Genomic DNA, 18,587 nt, shown 5'->3' on the forward strand with positions numbered 1-18,587 from the left:
GCGGCCGCTCACCAGGCGGGCGGCGACCGTAACTCGCGGAGTTACGGCAGCCCCCCGCCTGCTGAGTACCCGCTCAGCTGTCTCCCCAGGGCAGCGGGGGGTGACAGCGCTGACAATTGTTCCGCGGTGGATCTTGACTAGGGCCCGCCAGGGGTGAATCGTGTGCGTCAGTTGGCCCGGCGGCGTTGCCGGGTTCGCACGACGCAAGGGAGCTTCATGCGCACGGCACGATTCCTCATCGCACCCGTCACCGCGGCGGCACTCGCCCTCTCGCTCGGTGCCTGCGGCTCCGGCGGAGGCGGCTCCGACGCCTCCACGATCAAGATCGCGTACCAGAAGTTCGGCAACTTCACGCAGGCCGACGAGCTGTTCAAGGACGTCAAGGCCGACTACGAGAAGGCCAACCCCGACATCACCGTCGAGCTGGTGCCCATCGAGGCGCAGCAGAACGACTACTTCACCAAGCTCGCCCTGATGAACCGGTCGCCCAGCACCGCGCCGGACGTCATGTACGAGGACACGTACATGATCAAGTCCGACGTCGAGGCCGGATACCTCGCGCCGCTGGACGACTACCTGGCCGAGTGGGACGAGTGGGAGCAGTTCGTCGACAGCGCCAAGGAGGCCGGCGCGGGCGACGACGGCAAGACCTACGGCGTCTCCATGGGCACCGACACGCGCGGCCTGTGGTTCAACAAGGACGTGCTAGCCAAGGCGGGCCTGCCCGAGGACTGGGCGCCGAAGTCGTGGGACGAGCTGCTGGAGGCGGCCCGGGCCATCAAGGAGTCCGACCCCGACGTGGTCCCGTTCAACATGTACTCCGGCAAGCCCCAGGGTGAGGCCGCGGTGATGCAGGGCTTCGAGATGCTGCTGTACGGCACCGGCGACACCCTCTACGAGGACGGCAAGTGGGTGCTGGGCTCGCAGGGCTTCGTCGACAGCCTCGACTTCATCACCACCGTGTTCGGCGAGGGGCTCGCGCCCACGCCGCAGCAGGCGCTCGACACCAACATCGGCAACACCGTGCAGGCCGAGTGGCTGCCCGAGGGCAAGGTCGGCATCGCGCTCGACGGCTCCTGGGTGGCGGGCAACTGGCTCGAGTCCGGCGTCGCGCCGTGGCCCGAGTGGTCCGAGAAGATGGGCACCGCCCCGATGCCCACCCAGGACGGCTCCGACCCGGGTGCCGTGAGCATGTCGGGCGGCTGGACCCTCGCGATGGGCTCCGGCTCCAAGAACCCGGACGCCGCGTTCGAGTTCATCTCGATGGCGCTGAACCGCGAGAACTCCCTGTGGTTCGACGTCGCGAACAGCCAGATCGCGGTGCGGACCGATGTCGCCGAGGACCCGGAGTACACCGCGACCAACCCGACCACCGAGTTCTTCACCGGCCTCGTCGACGTGACCAACTTCCGGCCCGCGACGTCGGACTACCCGAAGGTCTCCAACGAGATCATGGTCGCGATGGAGGCCGTGATGACCGGCCAGCAGACACCGGAGGAGGCGGCCGCCGCGTACGACGAAGCGGTGACGGGCATCGTCGGCGAAGAGAACACGGTCCAGGGCTGACCTGATGGCCGTCTCGTCCCGCGGCGTGGCGCGGGTGGTTCCGCTCGCGCCCGCCGTCGTCCTGCTCGCGCTCTTCATGCTCGGCCCCGTGATCTGGTCGTTCTACGGCTCGTTCACCAACACCGCGCTCACCGGGCCCAGCGCCCTGAACCCGGAGTGGATCGGGTTCGACAACTACGTGGCGCTGATCGGCGACCCCGACTTCCCCAAGTCGCTGTGGCTCACCGTCGTGTTCGTGTTCCTGTCCGCCGTGGTGGGGCAGAACATCATGGGCATCGCTCTGGCCGGCCTGCTCCGCTCCGCGGTCAAGCCGGTGCGCTCGATCGCCTCGACCATCGTCGTGGCCGCGTGGGTGCTGCCCGAGATCGTGGCCGCGTTCGCCGCGTACGCGTTCTTCCACTCCGAGGGCACGCTCAACACGCTGCTCGGCGGCATCGGGATCACGGGGCCGGACTGGCTCTACTCGACCCCGATGCTCGCGGTGATCCTCGCCAACATCTGGCGCGGCACGGCCTTCTCGATGATGGTCTACTCGGCCGCGCTCGCGGAGGTACCGCCCGAGCTCACCGAGGCCGCCCAGCTCGACGGCGCCAACGGGATGCAGCGGCTCGCCTTCGTGACGATCCCGGTCATCCGGCGGAGCATCTCGACGAACCTGATGCTGACCACGCTGCAGACGCTGTCGGTGTTCACGCTCATCTACGTGATGACCGGCGGCGGACCCGGCACGGACAGCTCGACGCTGCCGATCCTGGCCTACCAGGAGGCGTTCAAGTTCGCGCAGGTCGGCTACGGCACGGCCATCGCGACCGTGATGATCATCGTGGGCGGGATCTTCTCCGTGATCTACATCCGCGCGCTCCGACCGGAGGTGGACTGATGACGGACACGATGACGAGGCCCGCCGCGCCGGCCCGGAGCGGGGCCGGCTCGCTGGCCGCGCCCCGCGGCACGGCGACCAAGGTGGCCGCCAACGTGGTGCTGCTGGTGATCGCCCTGTGCTTCGTGCTCCCGATGGCGTGGGTGGTCGTCGCGTCGTTCGACGCGCAGGCCACGCTCTCCTTCGGGCTGCCCGACGCCGTGACCACCGCGAACTTCGCGGCGATCATGACGCCGGAGCTCACCTGGGTGCCGCTGTGGAACGCGTTCGTGCTGTCCGCGGGGTCGGGCGCCATCACGGTGGTGGTCGCGGTGCTCGCGGCCTACCCGCTGTCGCGGTACCGCATGCGGTTCGGCAAGTACTTCCTGTACTCGGTGCTGTTCGGCACCTGCCTGCCGATCACGGCGATCATGGTCCCCGTGTACGCGCTGTTCGTGCAGCTCAACCTGCTCGACTCGCTGCCGGGAACCATCTTCTTCATGGCCGCGACGTCGCTGCCCATGGCGATCTGGATGACCAAGAACTTCATGGACTCGGTGCCGATCTCGCTGGAGGAGGCGGCGTGGACCGAGGGGGCGTCCGCGATGCAGGCGCTGCGCCGCGTGGTGCTGCCGCTCATGCGGCCGGGCATCGCGGTGGTGTTCATCTTCGTGTTCGTGCAGGCGTGGGGGAACTTCTTCGTCCCGTTCGTGCTGCTGCTCTCCCCGGAGAAGCAGCCGGCGGCCGTGAGCATCTTCGCGTTCTTCGGGCAGTACGGGTCGGTCGCCTACGGGCAGCTCGCCGCGTACTCGCTGCTCTACGCCGCGCCGGTGCTGGGGCTGTACGTGCTGGTCACCCGCATCTCGGGCTCGGCCTTCGCCCTGGCTGGCGCGGTCAAGGGCTGACGCCGGCGCTCCGGCCGGTTGATTCGGGTGATCGGCAGATTGTCAGGTGATCGGCAGCTCGGACTGCCGATCACCTGACGATCTGCCGATCACTCGCCCGAGCCGGGAACACCGGGGTACCCTGGTCTCAGCCGCCTCCCGTGTGGAGTGTCGGAAGTGAAGCCGGGACCCCCTGATGGACGTCAGGAGCCCGGCATCGCGCATTTCTAGGGCAGGGCTATGTCGATGATGCTGATCCGCCCCATATCGTCGAGGACGTCGGCGGCACCTGACCGTGCACCGTTGACCGCACCGGCGACGGCGTCGGGGATCCACAGCATCGGCTCATCCTTCGGGCGTGCGAACTCGACTCTGATCGAAGAGCTGATCGACCGCTTGCCTCGAAGGGCCTTGACCAGGCGCAGATCGCGCTGATTGAGGGCCTGGTGCCGGGTCTCCAGCCATACGTGCGCAACTCCCAGATCGTCCAGCTCGTACAGCAGGCGCTCGGCGCAGATCGCGCGTGCTCGCTCCTGCCGTCTCGCGTCGAGGGGCATCCCGACGACCACGAGGTTGACGATGTCGTGGTTACCGATGACCGCCGCGATCTTGGCCTGGCGTTCCGGTGTCTCATGGCGCCAGTGGAGTCGCTCGGCCTTCTTCTCCGTCATTGCGCGCAGGTTGTCGCGCACGTCGTCGCACGCGGTCGGGTCTGCGACGGCCGCTGCCATCAGATAGATGCCATCGGCACCGTCGCGCGCGGCGCGCATCGACTCGTCGACCCACGCATGGAGGCGGAAGTCGTCGGCATCGAGCATGGCTGGTTCAGCGGGCATCCCGCAATCTTGGTGCACCAGTGCGACCACCGCGCGTCAACCGACTGTTGCATATACGCAACGGCGCCAAGACGCTACTAGCCGCACCCACGCCTGTGCCGTCAGGCTGGGTGTCGAACGTAGAGTTGGTCGCTCTATGGGCGCTCATAGAGCGACCAACTCTGCGTTCAGTGGATCCATGGGGCCCGCGGCGGCAGCCGCCCGCGGCCGCCAGCGGCGGCGGCCCCGCTCGTCAGCGGAAGACGACCGTGCGGCGGCCGTCCAGCAGCACCCGGCGCTCCGCGTGCCAGCGGACGGCGCGGGCCAGGGTGCGCCGCTCGACGTCCTCGCCGATGCCCACCAGGTCCTCGACCGTGCGGGAGTGGTCGACGCGCTCGACGTCCTGCTCGATGATCGGGCCCTCGTCGAGGTCGCCGGTCACGTAGTGCGACGTGGCGCCGATGATCTTCACGCCGCGGTCGTGCGCCTGCCGGTACGGCCCCGCGCCCTTGAACGACGGCAGGAACGAGTGGTGGATGTTGATGACCTGCCCGCTGAGGTCGCGGCACAGCTCGTCGGACAGGATCTGCATGTACCGGGCCAGCACCACGAGCTCGGCGTCGGTCTCCTTGACGAGACCGCGGAGCGTCGCCTCCGCCTCGGCCTTGGTGTCCTTGGTGACGGGCACGTGGTGGAAGGGCTTGCCGTAGAACGCGGCGATGTCCTCCAGGTCGCGGTGGTTGCCGACCACGCCGACCACGTCGATCGGCATGCGCTGCGACCGCTCCCGGTACAGCAGATCCACCAGGCAGTGCGCGGCCTTGGAGACCATGACGAGCGTGCGGATGCGCCGGCCCACGACGTCGAGCGTCCACGTCATCTGGAACCGGCCCGCCACCTGCGTCATCGCTGCGGTGAGCTCCTCGCGCGACGCCGTCGACTCGACCTGCACGCGCATGAAGAAGAGGCCCGACGCCGGGTCGCCGAACTGCTGCGACTCCGTGATGTTGCCGCCGTGCTCCGCGAGCATGCCGGCCACCGCGTGCACGATTCCCGGCTGGTCCGGGCAGGACAGGGTCAGGATCCAGTGGGTGGCAGCGGTCGCGTCGTTCACGCGGTCAGGCTAACCCGCCGGCGCCACGGGCGGGATGCCGTCCCGCGAGAGCTCGCGGCGCATCACCCAGCGCCGTCGGCCGCCGCTCACCCCGCCCGTCTCGGCCGCCCGCTCGAAGCCCGCCGCCTCGAACATGCGCACCGTGCCGACGTACCCGCTGATCACGTCGACCCGCTCCTTGCCGACGTCGACCGGGTAGCCCTCGACCACCTCGGCGCCGTGGGCCCGGGCGTGCTCGACGGCCCCGGCCAGCAGGTGGTGCATGAGCCCCCGCTTCCGGTACCCGGCCCGGACCACGAAGCACACCGCGACCCAGGCGTCGCGGTCGTCGACGAAGGGGATGGTGCGGGTGTTCATCAGTCGCCGGTACGTGGACCGGGGCGCGACCGAGCACCAGCCCGCGACGACGTCGTCCACGTACACCAGGACGCCCGGGCCGGGCTCGGTGGCGCACTGGTCCCGCATGTAGCCCGGCCGGTCCTCCTGCGCCACGCGGCTGTCCCGGTAGGCCATGCACCAGCAGCCCTTGCCGCCGGGCTTCTTGACGCCCACCACCTCGTAGAAGTCGTCGTACCGCCCGACGGCGGGCCGCACCTCGATGCGCTCCATGACCCCGAACCTACGCGGGGTCACCGACACGGCCGCCCGGACCGTGGTCGCCGTCGACTCGGGCGTGTCACCTCTGACACGATGGACCCATGAGCAACTCCACCACGACGATCGCCCTGGTCGAGGACGACCATGCGGGCGAGCTCCTCACGCTGCGCCGCGCGGCGTTCGTCACCGAGGCCCAGCTGTACGACGACCCGAACATCCCCCCGCTGACCCAGACCCTCGCCGAGCTGCGGGAAGACCTGGCGCGCGACGACGTGGTGACGATCGGCGCGTGGGAGGGCCACCGGATGATCGGCTCGGTGCGCGTCGAGATCGAGGGCGAGAAGGCGACCCTCGGCCGGCTCGCCGTGGCCCCGGACAAGCAGGCGCGCGGCATCGGCACCGAGATGCTGTTCGCCGTGCTCCCGTACCTGCCGGAGCAGACCACGGAGATCTGGGTCTTCACCGGCAAGGACTCCAAGCAGAACCTCGCGCTGTACACGAAGCACGGGTACGAGGAGCAGTACGACAAGGCCGCGGGCGACCTGACCTACACCTACCTGCGCCGGGTGCTGGGCGCCGCGGGCGCGCAGCCGGTGCCGCAGGAGAAGTAGCTCAGAAGCCCCACGCGTGGAAGGACTCGATGTCCATCCACGCGTCGAACCTGGGGTTCTCGCGGTTCGGGTAGGGCTTGCCGCCGTAGTGCACGGAGAGCCGGTCGATGCCGACCAGGCCCTCGTCGGGCGTGATCGTCACGGTGCCCTGGATGCTCACGTGCCGGTACCAGCTCTCGCCGTCGAGCACCGTGAGCGAGACCCTCGGGTCCGCGCGCAGGTGGTCCAGGCGCTTGCGCGTGCCGTCGAGGTTCAGCAGCACCCGGCCGTCCTCGTACAGGTACCAGGTAGCCACCGACACGGGCGCGCCGTCGGGCCGGACGGTCGCCATGACCGCGTGGTTCGGGCGTTCGAGGACCTTCGCGATGTGCTCCGGGACCGGGGGCTTGGTCACTTCGTGCTCCTTCGACGTCGGGCGTTCGCCGCAGCCAATCAGGTATCGCGGCCCAGGCCAAGTGCGGCCGGCGACCGGAGCGGCTCCGGCGGGTGCGGGGCCGGGACCTGCCGCAGCGTGCGGAGCGCGGTGCGCTCGGTCTCCGCCCCGCCGTCGAGCACGTCGAAGCGGTCCAGCGCGAGCTCCGCCGCGAAGTGCGTCGCGACGACGCCGAGCCCGGCGAGTCCCGCCACGTGCTGCACGCGGCCGCCGGCGGCCTGGCCGAGGAACGGTCCGGCCCCGTTGGGGGTACCGGCCGCGCCGCCCCACCGGTGCGTCAGACGGACGCCCTCGAGCTGGGGGAACGTCGTCAGGAGATGCTCGGCGAGGCGCCGGGAGGCCTCGGGCCGGTTCTCGTAGGCGCGGCGCAGGTGCCCGCCGGGGTGGTAGACGACGTCGTGCCCGCCGAACACGATCCGGTCGTCGGCCGTGAGCCGGTAGCGGTGGGCCCGGCGGGCCAGGTCCCGCAGCCCCTGCCGGCCGCGCCAGCCGATGGCGCCCAGCAGCTCGGCGGACAGGGGCTCCGTCGCTATCGCGTACTCGTACACCGGCACGGTGTGCCGGCGGTAGCGCCGCAGCAGGGACGGGAACGCGCCCGTCCCGAGCACCACGCGGTCCGCGCGCACGGCGGCCTCGCCCGCGGGCGAGGTGGTGCGCAGGACGACGTCGCCGCCCCCGCCCCGCCCCGGCGGTACCAGCCGGGTGACCCGCGTCTGCTCGAAGATCTCGACGCCGAGCGCGCTCGCCGCCCGCGCCAGCCCGGCGGCCAGCCGTGCGGGGTGCGTGAGCACGACGTCGTCGGGGCGGACCAGGCCGGCCTCGTAGGTGGGGCTGGCGATCTCGGCACGCACCTTGGCCCGGTCGAGGAAGGTGTGCGGTGCGCCGATCCGGGCGGCGGCGCTCGCGGCCTCCTGCAGCCTGTCGATGTGGTGGGGCTCGACGGCCAGGTCGACCACGCCGGTGCGCTCCCACGGGCAGTCCAGGCCGAGTCCCGTCACGGCGGAGCCGACGGCCGCCAGGTGCTCATGGCCGAGCCGGGTCAGCGCGGCGCGCTCGTCGGCGTCGGGCCGGGCGCCGTACGTGAGCCGCGTCCCGCAGAACCCGCCGTCGCGGCCGGACGCGGCCCAGCCGACGGACCTGCCCTCGATCAGCACCACGCGCGCCCCGGGGTGCCGCTGCCTGGCCAGCAGCGCCGCCCACAAGCCGGCGTACCCGGCGCCGACGACGGCGACGTCGGCCCGCACCGGGGCCGACAGCGCGGGGTAGGCGACGGGCTCGCCCAGGTCGTCCTGCCAGAACACGGCTTGCCGTGTCCTGGCCAGGGCATGGTCGACGACAGACCTGGCCGGAACGTTACGCTCGAAGACGGTCTGCCGCCGGTGCCCCATGTCGCAAATCTAGCCAATGCCCGATGAATGCTGGTTTCGGCTGGGTGAGCGCTGGATGACGCCGCAGGTGAGAGGTCAGCCGGCGAGGCAGACCGTCTCGAAGCTGCGGGTCGCGTCGTACCCGAGCTCGAGCTTGTCCTGGGTGCCCTCGGGGCACTCCATCCCGCTGACGATGAGGGCCGTGACCTTGCGCGCGCCGTCCGACGAGCAGGCGAGCTCGCCGCCGTCGCCGTCCACGCAGTCGCCGCTCACGAGCTGTCCGCCGCCCTTGCCCGGGTCCCCGGGGTGGTCGTCGGCCAGGTTGCGCGCGCACACCGCCTGGGTCTCGCCGCCGGCCTGGCCGTCCTTCTGGAAGACGACGTCGGTGCCGGCCGGGCAGTGCAGCTGCGCCAACGACACGGCGTCCTGGATCTCGAGGATCGAGACCGTGGCGTCGGCGTCGTCGCACGGCAGGGGGCGGTAGGCGTCGGCCCCGTCCGTGCCCGAGGGCGAGGGGTTCGGTCCGGCGCACGCGTCGACCGCCCATGCGGCGGCGACGTCGTCCGTGCCGTCCGGCCCGAAGAAGTGGATGCCCACGGCGATGATCACGCCGACGGCGACGAGGAAGGCGACGGCGGACCAGATCCAGTCCCGCCGCCCGCCGCCCTTGCGCCGGCCGCCCTTGCCGTCGGCCTCGCCGGTCCCGCCGGACGGCAGGTCCGGGCCGGGCGGCTGGGTCCGGCCGGGCGGCAGCGGCGTCGCGCCGGACCGGGCCGGGAACTGGCCGGTCCGCGGCTGGAACTGGCCGGAACGCTGGGCGGGCTGGAACTGACTGGAACGCTGGACCGGTTCGAACTGGCCGGAGCTGCGGCGCGGGTCTGGCTGGTGCTCCGGAACGCCTGCGTCCGGTGACACGGGGGAGGGCATGGCGGCACAGTAGCGACGTCGGGATGAATCGCAAAAGGGTCTCAGGTACTTTCGCTGCAATCCTGCGGTTCCTGGCCTGCGGCCGGGTGTCGGACGGGTGTCGGGCGGGCGCGCTGTGGGCACGCGGCGGGCGTGTGCTGGCCGCACGGTACGGGCTCCGGCCGCCGCTGCTACGATCTTCGGGTCGCGACTGGCGTCAGGTGGATCACCACCGGGGAGCGACGAGTCATGCCGACGACGGGTCGTTCGCCTGGGCCCTGGGTCACCTTGTGAGAGGTGCACGCCCGGGCCAGTCGTGTCACGGCGCGTGTGCCCTCCACCGCCGTCCGACCATTCCCCGTCCCGCATGAATCGAGGAGCCATGAGCGCATCGACCCCCGACCCGCTCGCCACCCCGCTCGCCGAGCTCGACCCCGAGATCGCCGCCGTCCTGGACGGAGAGCTGGCCCGCCAGCGTGACACGCTCGAGATGATCGCGTCCGAGAACTTCGTGCCGCGCGCCGTCCTGGAGGCCCAGGGCTCGGTCCTGACCAACAAGTACGCCGAGGGCTACCCGGGCCGCCGCTACTACGGCGGCTGCGAGCAGGTGGACATCGCCGAGAACCTGGCGATCGCCCGCGCCAAGGACCTGTTCGGCGCCGAGCACGCCAACGTCCAGCCGCACTCCGGCGCCCAGGCCAACGCCGCGGTGCTGCACGCCCTGATCAACGCGGGCGACAAGATCCTCGGCCTCGAGCTGGCCCACGGCGGCCACCTCACGCACGGCATGAAGATCAACTTCAGCGGCAAGCTGTACGACGTCGGCGCCTACGGCGTGGACCCGCAGTCCTACCGCATCGAGATGGACGAGGTGCGCAAGAAGGCGCTGGAGCACCGCCCCGACGTCATCATCGCCGGCTGGTCGGCCTACCCGCGCCACCTCGACTTCGCCGCGTTCCGCGAGGTCGCGGACGAGGTCGGCGCCAAGCTCTGGGTCGACATGGCGCACTTCGCCGGGCTCGTCGCCGCGGGGCTGCACCCGTCGCCGGTGCCGCACGCCGACGTCGTCTCCTCGACCGTGCACAAGACGATCGGCGGGCCGCGCTCCGGCTTCATCCTGTCCAAGCAGGAGTACGCCAAGAAGATCGACTCCGCGGTGTTCCCGGGCCAGCAGGGCGGCCCGCTCATGCACGTGATCGCCGCCAAGGCCGTCTCGTTCAAGGTCGCCGCGACCGAGTCCTTCAAGGACCGCCAGGAGCGCACGCTCCGCGGCGCGTCGATCATCGCCGAGCGCCTCTCGCAGCCCGACGTCGCCGCGGCCGGCGCGTCCGTGCTGACGGGCGGCACCGACGTGCACCTGGTGCTCGTGGACCTGCGCAACTCGCAGCTCGACGGCCAGCAGGCCGAGGACCTCCTGCACGACGCCGGGATCACCGTCAACCGCAACGCCGTCCCGTTCGACCCGCGCCCCCCGCGCGTCACCTCGGGCCTGCGGATCGGCACGCCGGCGCTCGCCACCCGCGGGTTCGGCGACGCCGAGTTCACCGAGGTCGCCGACATCATCGCGACGGCCCTGAAGGACGGCGCCGCGACCGACGTCGACGCCCTCTCGGCGCGGGTCGAGAAGCTCACCGCCGCGTTCCCGCTCTACCCGGGGCTCTGAGCCGATGACCGCACAGATCCTGGACGGGAAGGCCACGGCGGCCGCCATCAAGGCGGAGCTCAAGGACCGCGTCACGGCGCTGCGCGAGCGCGGCGTCGTGCCGGGGCTCGGCACGCTGCTGGTCGGCGAGGACCCCGGCTCACAGTGGTACGTGGCGGGCAAGCACCGCGACTGCGCCGAGGTCGGCATCGCGTCGATCCGGGAGGACCTCCCGGAGACCGCGACGCAGGAGGAGATCGAGGCCGCGGTCCGGCGGCTGAACGAGGACCCGGCCTGCACCGGGTACATCGTCCAGCTCCCGCTGCCGAAGGGCATCGACACCAACCGCGTGCTGGAGCTCGTCGACCCCGACAAGGACGCCGACGGCCTGCACCCCACCAACCTGGGGCGCCTGGTGCTGCGGGTCAACGAGGACGTCACGTCCTCGCTGCCCTGCACGCCGCACGGCATCATCGAGCTGATGGAGCGGCACGGCATCAAGCTCGCCGGCAAGGAGATCGTGGTCCTGGGCCGCGGCGTCACCGTGGGCCGCCCGATCGGCCTGCTGCTCACGCGGCGCGCCGTCAACGCGACGGTCACCCTGACGCACACGGGCACGCAGGACCTCGCCGCCCTGGTGCGGCGGGCCGACGTCGTCGTGGCCGCCGCGGGCGTCAAGGGCATCGTGACCGGCGACATGGTCAAGCCGGGCGCCGTGCTCATCGACGTCGGCGTCTCCCGCGAGATCAACCCGGAGACGGGCAAGTCGCGGGTCGTCGGCGACGTCTCGCCCGAGGCCGCCGAGATCGCGGGCTGGGTGTCGCCCAACCCGGGCGGCGTCGGCCCCATGACGCGGGCGATGCTGCTGGCGAACGTGGTGGAGTCGGCGGAGCGCTCGCTGGCGTGACGCTCGCCTGACTGCCCGCCGTCGAACGTAGGAGTAGTCGCTCTCTCAGCACCGAGAGAGCGACTACTCCTACGTTCGGCGTGGTCATGGAGGGGCGCGACGGCCGAAAGCCGCCAGACCCGGCGGGCCGGGCGAGGAGACGCTGAGGTCATGCACAGGACCATCGACCTCAAGGTCAAGTACTTCGGCACGCCCGTCGTGCTCCTCTCGACGCGGAACCCCGACGGTTCCGCCAACCTCGCGCCCATGTCGTCCGCCTGGTGGCTCGGCGACCACTGCGCGCTGGGTCTCGGCGACTCCGCCCAGACCTCGGCGAACCTCCGGCGCGAGCGCGAGTGCGTCCTGAACCTGGTGCCGTCGGGCCTGGTCGACGCCGTGGACCGGCTGGCGCTCACCACCGGCAGACCTGACGTGCCGCCGCGCAAGGCGGCGATGGGGTACGAGTTCGTCCCGGACAAGTTCGACCGGGCCGGCCTGAGCGGGCTGCCGTCCGACCTGGTCCGGCCGCCGCGGGTCGCGGAGTGCCCGGTCCAGCTCGAGTGCTCCGTCGAGCAGGAGTCCCCGCTGGGTACCTCCGGTTCCGGGGCCACCGTGTTCCACGTCCGCGTGCTGCGCAGTCATGTCGCCGAGGAGCTCGTCCTGCCGGGCACCCACCACGTCGACCCGGTGGGCTGGGACCCGCTGATCATGAAGTTCTGCGAGTTCTTCGGCGCCGGGTCGGCGATCCGGCCGTCCCGTCTCGCCGAGGCGTGGGAGATGCCGCACGGCGGGGTGCTGACGCACTGACCCTGGTCTCACCCGATGAGTTGCGAGGTGCCGCGGCGTCTGAAGAGTTGATGACGGGGCCGCCGCGGCCCCGAGCGACTCAGGAGGACATCATGGTGAGCGTGCGGACCCATCTCTGGTTCGGGAACAACAAGGCCGGCGAGGCCGCCGCGTTCTACGCCGAGCACATCCCGGGCTCGTCGGTCGAGCGCGTGGTGAAGGCGCCGGAGAACGCTCCGGGAGCCGAGGCAGGAACGGACTTCGTCGTGGAGTTCACGGTGGCCGGCCAGCCCGTGATCGGGCTGAACGCAGGGCCGCACCGCACCCTCGACGAGGCGTTCTCGTTCTACCTGTCCGTCGAGGGCCAGGAGGAGGTCGACCACTACTGGGACCTGCTCACGGCCGACGGCGGCGAGCCCGGCGCGTGCGGCTGGTGCACGGACAAGTTCGGGGTGTCGTGGCAGGTGATCCCCAAGGAGCTCGAACGGCTCAGCGGCTCGTACGCGACGCCGGCCGAGATCGCCACGATGAACGCGATGCTCACGATGGGCAAGATCGACGTCGCCGCGCTGCAGGCGGCGCACGACGGCGCGTAGCCCGCTCAGCGCGGCCGGCGTCGCACGGTCAGGGCCTGTTGCTCGGGGAACCTCCAGCCGTACCGCACGGCGAGCAGCCGCACCAGCGTGGTGAGCACCACGCCGGCGACTGCCGCCCAGAGGAGGGGGACCCCCAGGGCCACGAATGCCACGAGCAGTGCGGCGCCGCCCGCGGCCGCGACCGCGTAGAGCGACCCGACGTGCAGCAGGGCGACCGGCAGGTTGAGGGTCACGTCGCGGAGCACGGAGCCGCCGACGGCCGCCGCCGCGCCGACGAACACCGCCGGGAAGGCGGGCACCCCGAGCGCCAGGGCCTTCGAGGTGCCGATCGCGCCGAACAGGCCGATGACGACGGCGTCGAGCGCCAGGATGACGGGGTCGAGGCGGGCGAACAACCGCTGCAGCGACAGCCCGGCCAGCGCCGTGACCGTCGCGACGAGCAGGTACCAGGGTCCGTAGATCACCGTGGGCGGCTCGCCGAGCAGGATGTCCCGCAGCAGGCTGCCGCCGAGCGCCACCCCGATGCCGACGAGCACGGTGCCCAGCACGTCGATGCGGCGGTCGGTCAGGGCGCCGGCGAAGAGCGCGCCCTGGAGCGCGCCCAGCGCCACCGCCGCGAGCTCCGCCCAGAGGGGGATGCCGAAGAGGGCGATCGTGTCCATGGTGGTGCTCGGCGGGCCGAAGTCAGCGCGCGGTGGACCGCGCGGCCTCGAGGATCACGTTCGTCACGGACTCCGGCCGGGAGACCGTCACGGCGTGCGAGGCGTCGACCTCGACGAGCGTGGCGCCCGCGCGCTCGGCCATGAAGCGCGAGAGCTCGGCGGGGACGGCGAGGTCCTTCGTGGCCGAGAGCACCCACGACGGGATCGACCTCCACGCGGCGGTGCTGGCCGGCGCCTCGAACGCGGCGAGCCCGAGCGGACGCTGGGTGGCCGCCATGTGCTCCGCCGTGGTCGCGTCGACGTCACCCGCGAACAGCTCGTGGAACTGCGCCGGGTCGATGTAGAGGTCCGTGCCCTGCCTGCCCTCGGGCGTGGTGTACGGGAACGGCTGCGCCGCGCCGCCGAGCTTGGCCCCGGGAAACTTCTCGACGAGGTCGACCAGGCTCTCCCCGGGCTCCGCGAGGAAGCTCGCGACGTAGACCAGGGCGGTCACGTCCGGGTTGCCCTCGGCCGCGTGGCTCATCACGTGCCCGCCGTAGGAGTGGCCGGCGATGACGACGGGCCCGTCGATCGTCTTGAGCACGTCACGCAGGTACTGCGCGTCCTGCTCCAGCTCGCGGAGCGGGTTGGCGACCGCGATCACGCGGTGTCCGGCCTGCCGAAGCGCCGTGATCGAGCCGTTCCAGCTCGACGAGTCGGCGTACGCGCCGTGGACCAGGACGACGGTCTGCTTCGTGGCGGTGGTGTTCATGATGTGCTCGCTCTCGGATCGGTCCTGCTGCGTCGAAGGTCTGGCGCCTTCGATCTCCCCCCGCGTAACGCATCGTGAATGCAATATATTGCATGTCGCATGAGAAGGCGAGGGCTGTGTCGTGATCCGCCGCTGTCAGAGGTGGCCGTTAGGCTCTCCCGGTGCCCCTGATCGTCGCCACCGCCAATGTCAACGGGATCCGTGCCGCCGTCCGCCGCGGCATCGAGTCCTGGATCGCCACCCGCACTCCCGACGTGCTGCTGCTCCAGGAGGTGCGCGCGCCCGACAAGCTCGTCCGTGAGGTGCTCGACGGCTGGCACGTCGCGCACGCGGAGAGCGAGGTCAAGGGCCGCGCCGGCGTGCTCGTCGCGTCCCGGCTGCCGCTCGGCGACGTCCGCACGGGGCTAGCGACCCACGGGTCCGACGGCGCCGCGGAGACCGGCGCCGACACCGGCCGCTGGGTCGAGGCCGACGTGCGCCTGCCCGACGGCGGGACGCTCACGGCGGTCTCCGCCTACCTGCACTCCGGGTCCACCAACCCGGGCCAGGAGCACACGATGGTGGCCAAGTACGCCTACCTGGAGAAGGTGACGGCGCGGCTCGCCGAGCTCTCCGCGGCGGAGGCGCCGGCGGTCGTGGCGGGCGACCTCAACATCGCCCACCAGAACGTGGACATCAAGAACTGGAAGGGCAACCAGAAGAGCGCCGGCTTCCTCCCCGAGGAGCGCGCGTACGTGACCCGCTGGCTCGACGAGCACCGGTGGACGGACCTGGGCCGCTCCCACGCGGGAGACGGCCCGGGCCCGTACACGTGGTGGTCGTGGCGCGGCGCGGCGTTCGACAACGACTCCGGCTGGCGCATCGACTACCAGCTCGCCAACCCGGCCCTCGCGGGCGCCTGCCGCAAGGTCGAGGTCGACCGCGCGCCCACCTACGCCGAGCGCTGGAGCGACCACGCCCCGGTCGTGGCGACCTACGAGCTCTAGTACCGGATCGCGTCGATCACCTTGACGCGCACCGCGTAGATTGCCGGGATCAGTCCGGCCAGCGCCCCGATCCCGACGGCGCACGCCATGCCCACCAGGGCGGCGTCGAACGGGAAGCCCGGCAGGTCGTCGAGCGGCCGGCCGAAGATGCGGTCGATCGGGATGTTCTTGATCACGGCCACCGCGATCACCACGCCGACCACGCCCGCCACGGTGGTGGCGACCACCGACTCCATGAGGACGCCGAAGAACACGCGCCCGCTGGTGGCGCCGAAGGACCGCCGGATGCCGATCTCCCGGATCCGGTAGCGCACGGTGACCAGCGCGATGTTGAGCAGCCCGAGCCCGCCCAGGAGCAGCGCGAACCCGCCGACCCCGAGCACCAGGTACTGCAGCACGCTGTCGATCACCACGGCGTCGGCCATCGGCTTCTGCACGTCGAACGGGACGCCCGCCGCCGCCAGGTCGCGGGGCAGCACCTCGGCGAACTGGTCGGCCAGCTCCGGCGGCACCCAGAACCGGTAGCTGTCGGCCAGCACCCGGTCGGGGAACCAGCGCACCGCCTGGTCGAACAGCATCATGGCGCGCGGCCCCTCGTCGTTCCACTGCACGGGCACCACGCCGATCACGGTCGCGGCAACCGGAGACTCGCCGTCGAGCACGACCTTCGGGTGCGCGGTCACGGGGGCGCCGTCGGCGTAGGCGTCGAGGAAGGCCTGGTTCACCACGAGCACGGGGGCCAGCCGCTCGGCGTCGGACTCGGTGAACCAGCGGCCCGCCTCGAGGTCCTGGCGGGTGATGGTCCCGCTGTCGACGTCGACGGCCGACCAGTCGACATAGGTTCCGGCATCCCCGCCGCGCACCGCGAGGTCGGCGGTCGCGCGCACGGAGTGGTACGAGATCTTGTGCCGCTCGGCCACGGCGTCGACGACCGCGTCCACCTCGGCCGCGGTCATCCCGGCCTCGGACGGCCCCATCGACCAGGCCTCCAGCGTCGTGTCGCGGCCCGACATGCGCTCGTTCTGCTCCTGCATGGCCTGGCCGAACATCGTCACGGCGGCGGTGATGCCGGTGATCGCGGTGACGGCGCAGGCGACGCCGATCAGCGCGAGCAGCACGCGGACCCGGTGGATCCGCAGCTCGTCCCAGGCCTCGACGATCGCGCCCACGACGCCGGTCATGCGGGGACCCCGGCAGGCTCGGACCCGGACCTGGGCCCTGACTCGGCCACGGCGGCGGGAGCGTCGAGGTGGATGGGCACCAGCACGCCGTCGGCCAGCCGGAACTGGCGGTCGGCGCGGGCGGCGATCGCCAGGTCGTGCGTGATGGTCACCAGCGCGGACCCGGTGTCGCTCGCGGCGTCGTCCAGGAGGGTCATGATCGCCTGGCCGGTCTCGACGTCGAGCGCCCCCGTGGGCTCGTCGGCGAGGATGACGCGCGGCCCGCGCACGAGCGCGCGGGCGATGGCGACCCGCTGCTGCTCGCCGCCCGAGAGCTTCTCCGGCCGGGTGTCGAGGCGTTCGCCCAGGCCGACCCGTTCGAGGGACTGCGCGGCGAGCCGGGTGCGGTTCCAGAACTGCTTGCCGCGCGCGTACAGCAGGGGCGCGGCGACGTTCTCGAGCGCCGTCCGGCCCTGGAGCAGGTTGAACTGCTGGAACACGAAGCCGAAGTCGTCGCCCCGGCGGCGGGCCAGGGCCCGGCTGCGCAGGCGGCCGACGGGCTCGCCCTCCAGGAGGTACTCGCCGGAGGTGGGCGAGTCGAGCAGGCCCAGGATGTTCAGCAGGGTGGACTTGCCGGTGCCGGAGCGGCCGACGATCGCGACGTGCTCACCGGGGCCGACCGTCAGGTCCACCCCGCGGAGGATCTCCAGCGTGCTCCCGTCGGGGAGCTCCACGTGCCGGGTGACGCCCTGGAGGTCGACGAGCGGGATGACGGTCATCCGAAGCACTCCTCCTCGAACATCTGCACCGTGGCGGTGTCGCCGTTCATCGCCGCGTCGTCGTAGGCGCTCATGTCCTCGCAGTCGACGCCGCCCTCCGTGCCGTCGTCGACGGGCGTGAACTCCAGGATCTGCTCGCCGGCCTTCAGGCCCTTGGTGACCTCGACCTGCAGCCCGTCGGTCAGGCCCAGGGTCACGTCGCGGGGCTCGGGCTCGGCGCCCTCCTCCTTGACGGTCCACACCCGGCCGGTCTGGGAGGTGCCGAGCACGGCGCTGATCGGCACGACGACGACGTCCTTCGCGTCGCCGTTCGTGATCTCGATCTCGGCGCCCAGGCCGGAGAACGCCTTGACCTTGGGCGGGATGGAGCAGTGGACGGCGCCCGTGGCCGCCTCGGGTGCGCCCCCCATCTCCTCGCCGCCCGTCGTCGCGCCCGTGTCGCCGGGCGCCTCGCCGATCGTCAGCCCGGTGCACGTGAACGGCGCCGGCCCGCCCTTGAGCGTCACCTGTGCGGAACCCTTGGCGCCGACCAGCCGGTACTGCTGGTCGGCGGTCAGCGTGCCGGAGACCGAGAGGGTGCCGGGCGAGATGGTGCCGATGACCTCGCCCACGGCGACCGCCTGGTCCTTCAGCGCCGTGATGTCCACGGTGCCGGAGACCGGCGCGAGGGCCGAGGTCCAGGTGACCTTGGGCTCCTTCTCGGTGACGGTCTCCTCGCCGGTCTTCTCGTCGACCTCGACCACGGGCTCGACGGGCTCCTCGCTCTTGATCCACAGCACGCGGGTGCCCTTGTCGACCTTGGCGTCGTCGACCTGGATCTCGGCGATGACGCCGTTGGCGGTGGCCTTGAGCTCCACCGGCGGGTCGGTCACCACGGACGCCGGCACCGTGACCGCGTTGGTGACGGAGCCCTTCTCGACGGGGATCACGGCCTCGGTGATCTCGCCCGTGGGCTGCAGCGCGTCCGGCGGGTCGAGCTCGGCGCCCTTGAGCGCCAGGACCACGAGCGCGGCGGCGATCACCGCCCAGATGATGATCCGGGCGGTGGGGAAGACGTACTGGCGGACAGCACCCACGGGGGCTCCTCGCGGCGGGGACAGGGCAGTCCGGTGGACATTAGTCCAGGTACCAGCCGAAAGGGGATGAAAGTACGGGGTGAAGCCAAGCCTTTGCGCGCAAGGGCCCCG

At 71.5% G+C, this 18,587-nt stretch carries 20 protein-coding genes and 1 riboswitch; of the genes, 9 read left to right on the forward strand and 11 right to left on the reverse strand.

Annotated elements, in window-relative coordinates:
* The first annotated feature begins 216 nt into the window (after positions 1 to 216).
* Genes ACFV9Q_RS18275 through ACFV9Q_RS18285 form a run of 3 tightly spaced genes read left to right on the forward strand, consistent with a single transcriptional unit; the run spans position 217 to position 3,330 of the window.
* Positions 217 to 1,566 carry an extracellular solute-binding protein gene (locus ACFV9Q_RS18275; protein WP_377231407.1) on the forward strand — a complete coding sequence of 450 codons (1,350 nt, stop codon included), beginning with the start codon at positions 217 to 219 and terminating at the stop codon, positions 1,564 to 1,566.
* A 4-nt stretch (positions 1,567 to 1,570) separates the two neighbouring features.
* Positions 1,571 to 2,446 carry a carbohydrate ABC transporter permease gene (locus ACFV9Q_RS18280; RefSeq protein WP_377231406.1) on the forward strand — a complete coding sequence of 292 codons (876 nt, stop codon included), beginning with the start codon at positions 1,571 to 1,573 and terminating at the stop codon, positions 2,444 to 2,446.
* Positions 2,446 to 3,330 carry a carbohydrate ABC transporter permease gene (locus tag ACFV9Q_RS18285; protein ID WP_377235550.1) on the forward strand — a complete coding sequence of 295 codons (885 nt, stop codon included), beginning with the start codon at positions 2,446 to 2,448 and terminating at the stop codon, positions 3,328 to 3,330. The genes ACFV9Q_RS18280 and ACFV9Q_RS18285 overlap by 1 nt, the downstream gene beginning before the upstream one ends.
* 206 nt (positions 3,331 to 3,536) lie before the next feature.
* Here the strand turns inward: ACFV9Q_RS18285 and ACFV9Q_RS18290 are convergent, their stop codons facing one another.
* From ACFV9Q_RS18290 to ACFV9Q_RS18300, 3 genes are all read right to left on the reverse strand, one after another.
* Entirely contained in the window at positions 3,537 to 4,145 is a 609-nt protein-coding gene (locus ACFV9Q_RS18290) for a hypothetical protein (protein ID WP_377235551.1), read from the reverse strand.
* Between the two features lie 232 nt (positions 4,146 to 4,377).
* Positions 4,378 to 5,238 carry a formyltetrahydrofolate deformylase gene (gene purU / locus ACFV9Q_RS18295; protein WP_377231404.1) on the reverse strand — a complete coding sequence of 287 codons (861 nt, stop codon included), beginning with the start codon at positions 5,236 to 5,238 and terminating at the stop codon, positions 4,378 to 4,380.
* Between the two features lie 9 nt (positions 5,239 to 5,247).
* Positions 5,248 to 5,847 carry a GNAT family N-acetyltransferase gene (locus ACFV9Q_RS18300; RefSeq protein WP_377235552.1) on the reverse strand — a complete coding sequence of 200 codons (600 nt, stop codon included), beginning with the start codon at positions 5,845 to 5,847 and terminating at the stop codon, positions 5,248 to 5,250.
* Positions 5,848 to 5,936: 89 nt separating this feature from the next.
* Here ACFV9Q_RS18300 and ACFV9Q_RS18305 point away from each other — a divergent pair, with 89 nt between their 5' ends.
* Complete coding sequence (locus ACFV9Q_RS18305) at positions 5,937 to 6,446, forward strand: GNAT family N-acetyltransferase (protein ID WP_285103188.1); 510 nt, start codon at positions 5,937 to 5,939, stop codon at positions 6,444 to 6,446.
* 1 nt (position 6,447) lies between these two features.
* Here the strand turns inward: ACFV9Q_RS18305 and ACFV9Q_RS18310 are convergent, their stop codons facing one another.
* From ACFV9Q_RS18310 to ACFV9Q_RS18320, 3 genes are all read right to left on the reverse strand, one after another.
* Entirely contained in the window at positions 6,448 to 6,840 is a 393-nt protein-coding gene (locus ACFV9Q_RS18310) for a PPOX class F420-dependent oxidoreductase (RefSeq protein WP_377235553.1), read from the reverse strand.
* Between the two features lie 38 nt (positions 6,841 to 6,878).
* Positions 6,879 to 8,180: an NAD(P)/FAD-dependent oxidoreductase gene (locus ACFV9Q_RS18315; protein ID WP_377235554.1), complete on the reverse strand. Its 1,302-nt coding sequence runs from the start codon at positions 8,178 to 8,180 to the stop codon at positions 6,879 to 6,881.
* Between the two features lie 162 nt (positions 8,181 to 8,342).
* A complete protein-coding gene (locus tag ACFV9Q_RS18320; RefSeq protein ID WP_377235555.1) occupies positions 8,343 to 9,173 on the reverse strand; it encodes a hypothetical protein in 831 nt (276 codons plus the stop codon).
* A gap of 176 nt (positions 9,174 to 9,349) precedes the next feature.
* Positions 9,350 to 9,436: riboswitch (ZMP/ZTP riboswitch) on the forward strand.
* Positions 9,437 to 9,534: 98 nt separating this feature from the next.
* On the opposite strand from ACFV9Q_RS18320, the gene glyA reads away from it, so the two are divergent.
* From glyA to ACFV9Q_RS18340, 4 genes are all read left to right on the forward strand, one after another.
* Positions 9,535 to 10,815 carry a serine hydroxymethyltransferase gene (gene glyA, locus ACFV9Q_RS18325; RefSeq protein ID WP_377231399.1) on the forward strand — a complete coding sequence of 427 codons (1,281 nt, stop codon included), beginning with the start codon at positions 9,535 to 9,537 and terminating at the stop codon, positions 10,813 to 10,815.
* Between the two features lie 4 nt (positions 10,816 to 10,819).
* Positions 10,820 to 11,701, forward strand: coding sequence for a bifunctional methylenetetrahydrofolate dehydrogenase/methenyltetrahydrofolate cyclohydrolase (locus ACFV9Q_RS18330; RefSeq protein WP_377235556.1), 882 nt, complete (start codon positions 10,820 to 10,822; stop codon positions 11,699 to 11,701).
* 150 nt (positions 11,702 to 11,851) lie between these two features.
* Complete coding sequence (locus tag ACFV9Q_RS18335; RefSeq protein ID WP_377235557.1) at positions 11,852 to 12,487, forward strand: flavin reductase family protein; 636 nt, start codon at positions 11,852 to 11,854, stop codon at positions 12,485 to 12,487.
* A gap of 92 nt (positions 12,488 to 12,579) precedes the next feature.
* Positions 12,580 to 13,062, forward strand: coding sequence for a VOC family protein (locus ACFV9Q_RS18340; protein WP_377230855.1), 483 nt, complete (start codon positions 12,580 to 12,582; stop codon positions 13,060 to 13,062).
* Positions 13,063 to 13,067: 5 nt separating this feature from the next.
* Here ACFV9Q_RS18340 and ACFV9Q_RS18345 read toward each other — a convergent pair whose 3' ends face one another.
* Positions 13,068 to 13,724 carry a trimeric intracellular cation channel family protein gene (locus ACFV9Q_RS18345; RefSeq protein WP_377235558.1) on the reverse strand — a complete coding sequence of 219 codons (657 nt, stop codon included), beginning with the start codon at positions 13,722 to 13,724 and terminating at the stop codon, positions 13,068 to 13,070.
* A gap of 22 nt (positions 13,725 to 13,746) precedes the next feature.
* Positions 13,747 to 14,475 carry an alpha/beta fold hydrolase gene (locus ACFV9Q_RS18350; RefSeq protein WP_377235559.1) on the reverse strand — a complete coding sequence of 243 codons (729 nt, stop codon included), beginning with the start codon at positions 14,473 to 14,475 and terminating at the stop codon, positions 13,747 to 13,749.
* Positions 14,476 to 14,636: 161 nt separating this feature from the next.
* Here ACFV9Q_RS18350 and ACFV9Q_RS18355 point away from each other — a divergent pair, with 161 nt between their 5' ends.
* A complete protein-coding gene (locus ACFV9Q_RS18355) occupies positions 14,637 to 15,461 on the forward strand; it encodes an exodeoxyribonuclease III (RefSeq protein WP_377235560.1) in 825 nt (274 codons plus the stop codon).
* Here the strand turns inward: ACFV9Q_RS18355 and ACFV9Q_RS18360 are convergent.
* From ACFV9Q_RS18360 to ACFV9Q_RS18370, 3 genes are read right to left on the reverse strand one after another with little or no spacing between them, the layout of a single operon-like run.
* Positions 15,458 to 16,642: an ABC transporter permease gene (locus tag ACFV9Q_RS18360; protein WP_377235561.1), complete on the reverse strand. Its 1,185-nt coding sequence runs from the start codon at positions 16,640 to 16,642 to the stop codon at positions 15,458 to 15,460. The genes ACFV9Q_RS18355 and ACFV9Q_RS18360 overlap by 4 nt on opposite strands.
* Complete coding sequence (locus tag ACFV9Q_RS18365) at positions 16,639 to 17,400, reverse strand: ABC transporter ATP-binding protein (protein ID WP_377230860.1); 762 nt, start codon at positions 17,398 to 17,400, stop codon at positions 16,639 to 16,641. The genes ACFV9Q_RS18360 and ACFV9Q_RS18365 overlap by 4 nt, the downstream gene beginning before the upstream one ends.
* Positions 17,397 to 18,476, reverse strand: coding sequence for a secretion protein HlyD (locus ACFV9Q_RS18370; protein WP_377230861.1), 1,080 nt, complete (start codon positions 18,474 to 18,476; stop codon positions 17,397 to 17,399). The genes ACFV9Q_RS18365 and ACFV9Q_RS18370 overlap by 4 nt, the downstream gene beginning before the upstream one ends.
* Positions 18,477 to 18,587: the final 111 nt, after the last annotated feature.

This window comes from Promicromonospora sp. NPDC059942, from assembly GCF_042731755.1.
In the GTDB taxonomy this organism is placed as follows: domain Bacteria; phylum Actinomycetota; class Actinomycetes; order Actinomycetales; family Cellulomonadaceae; genus Promicromonospora.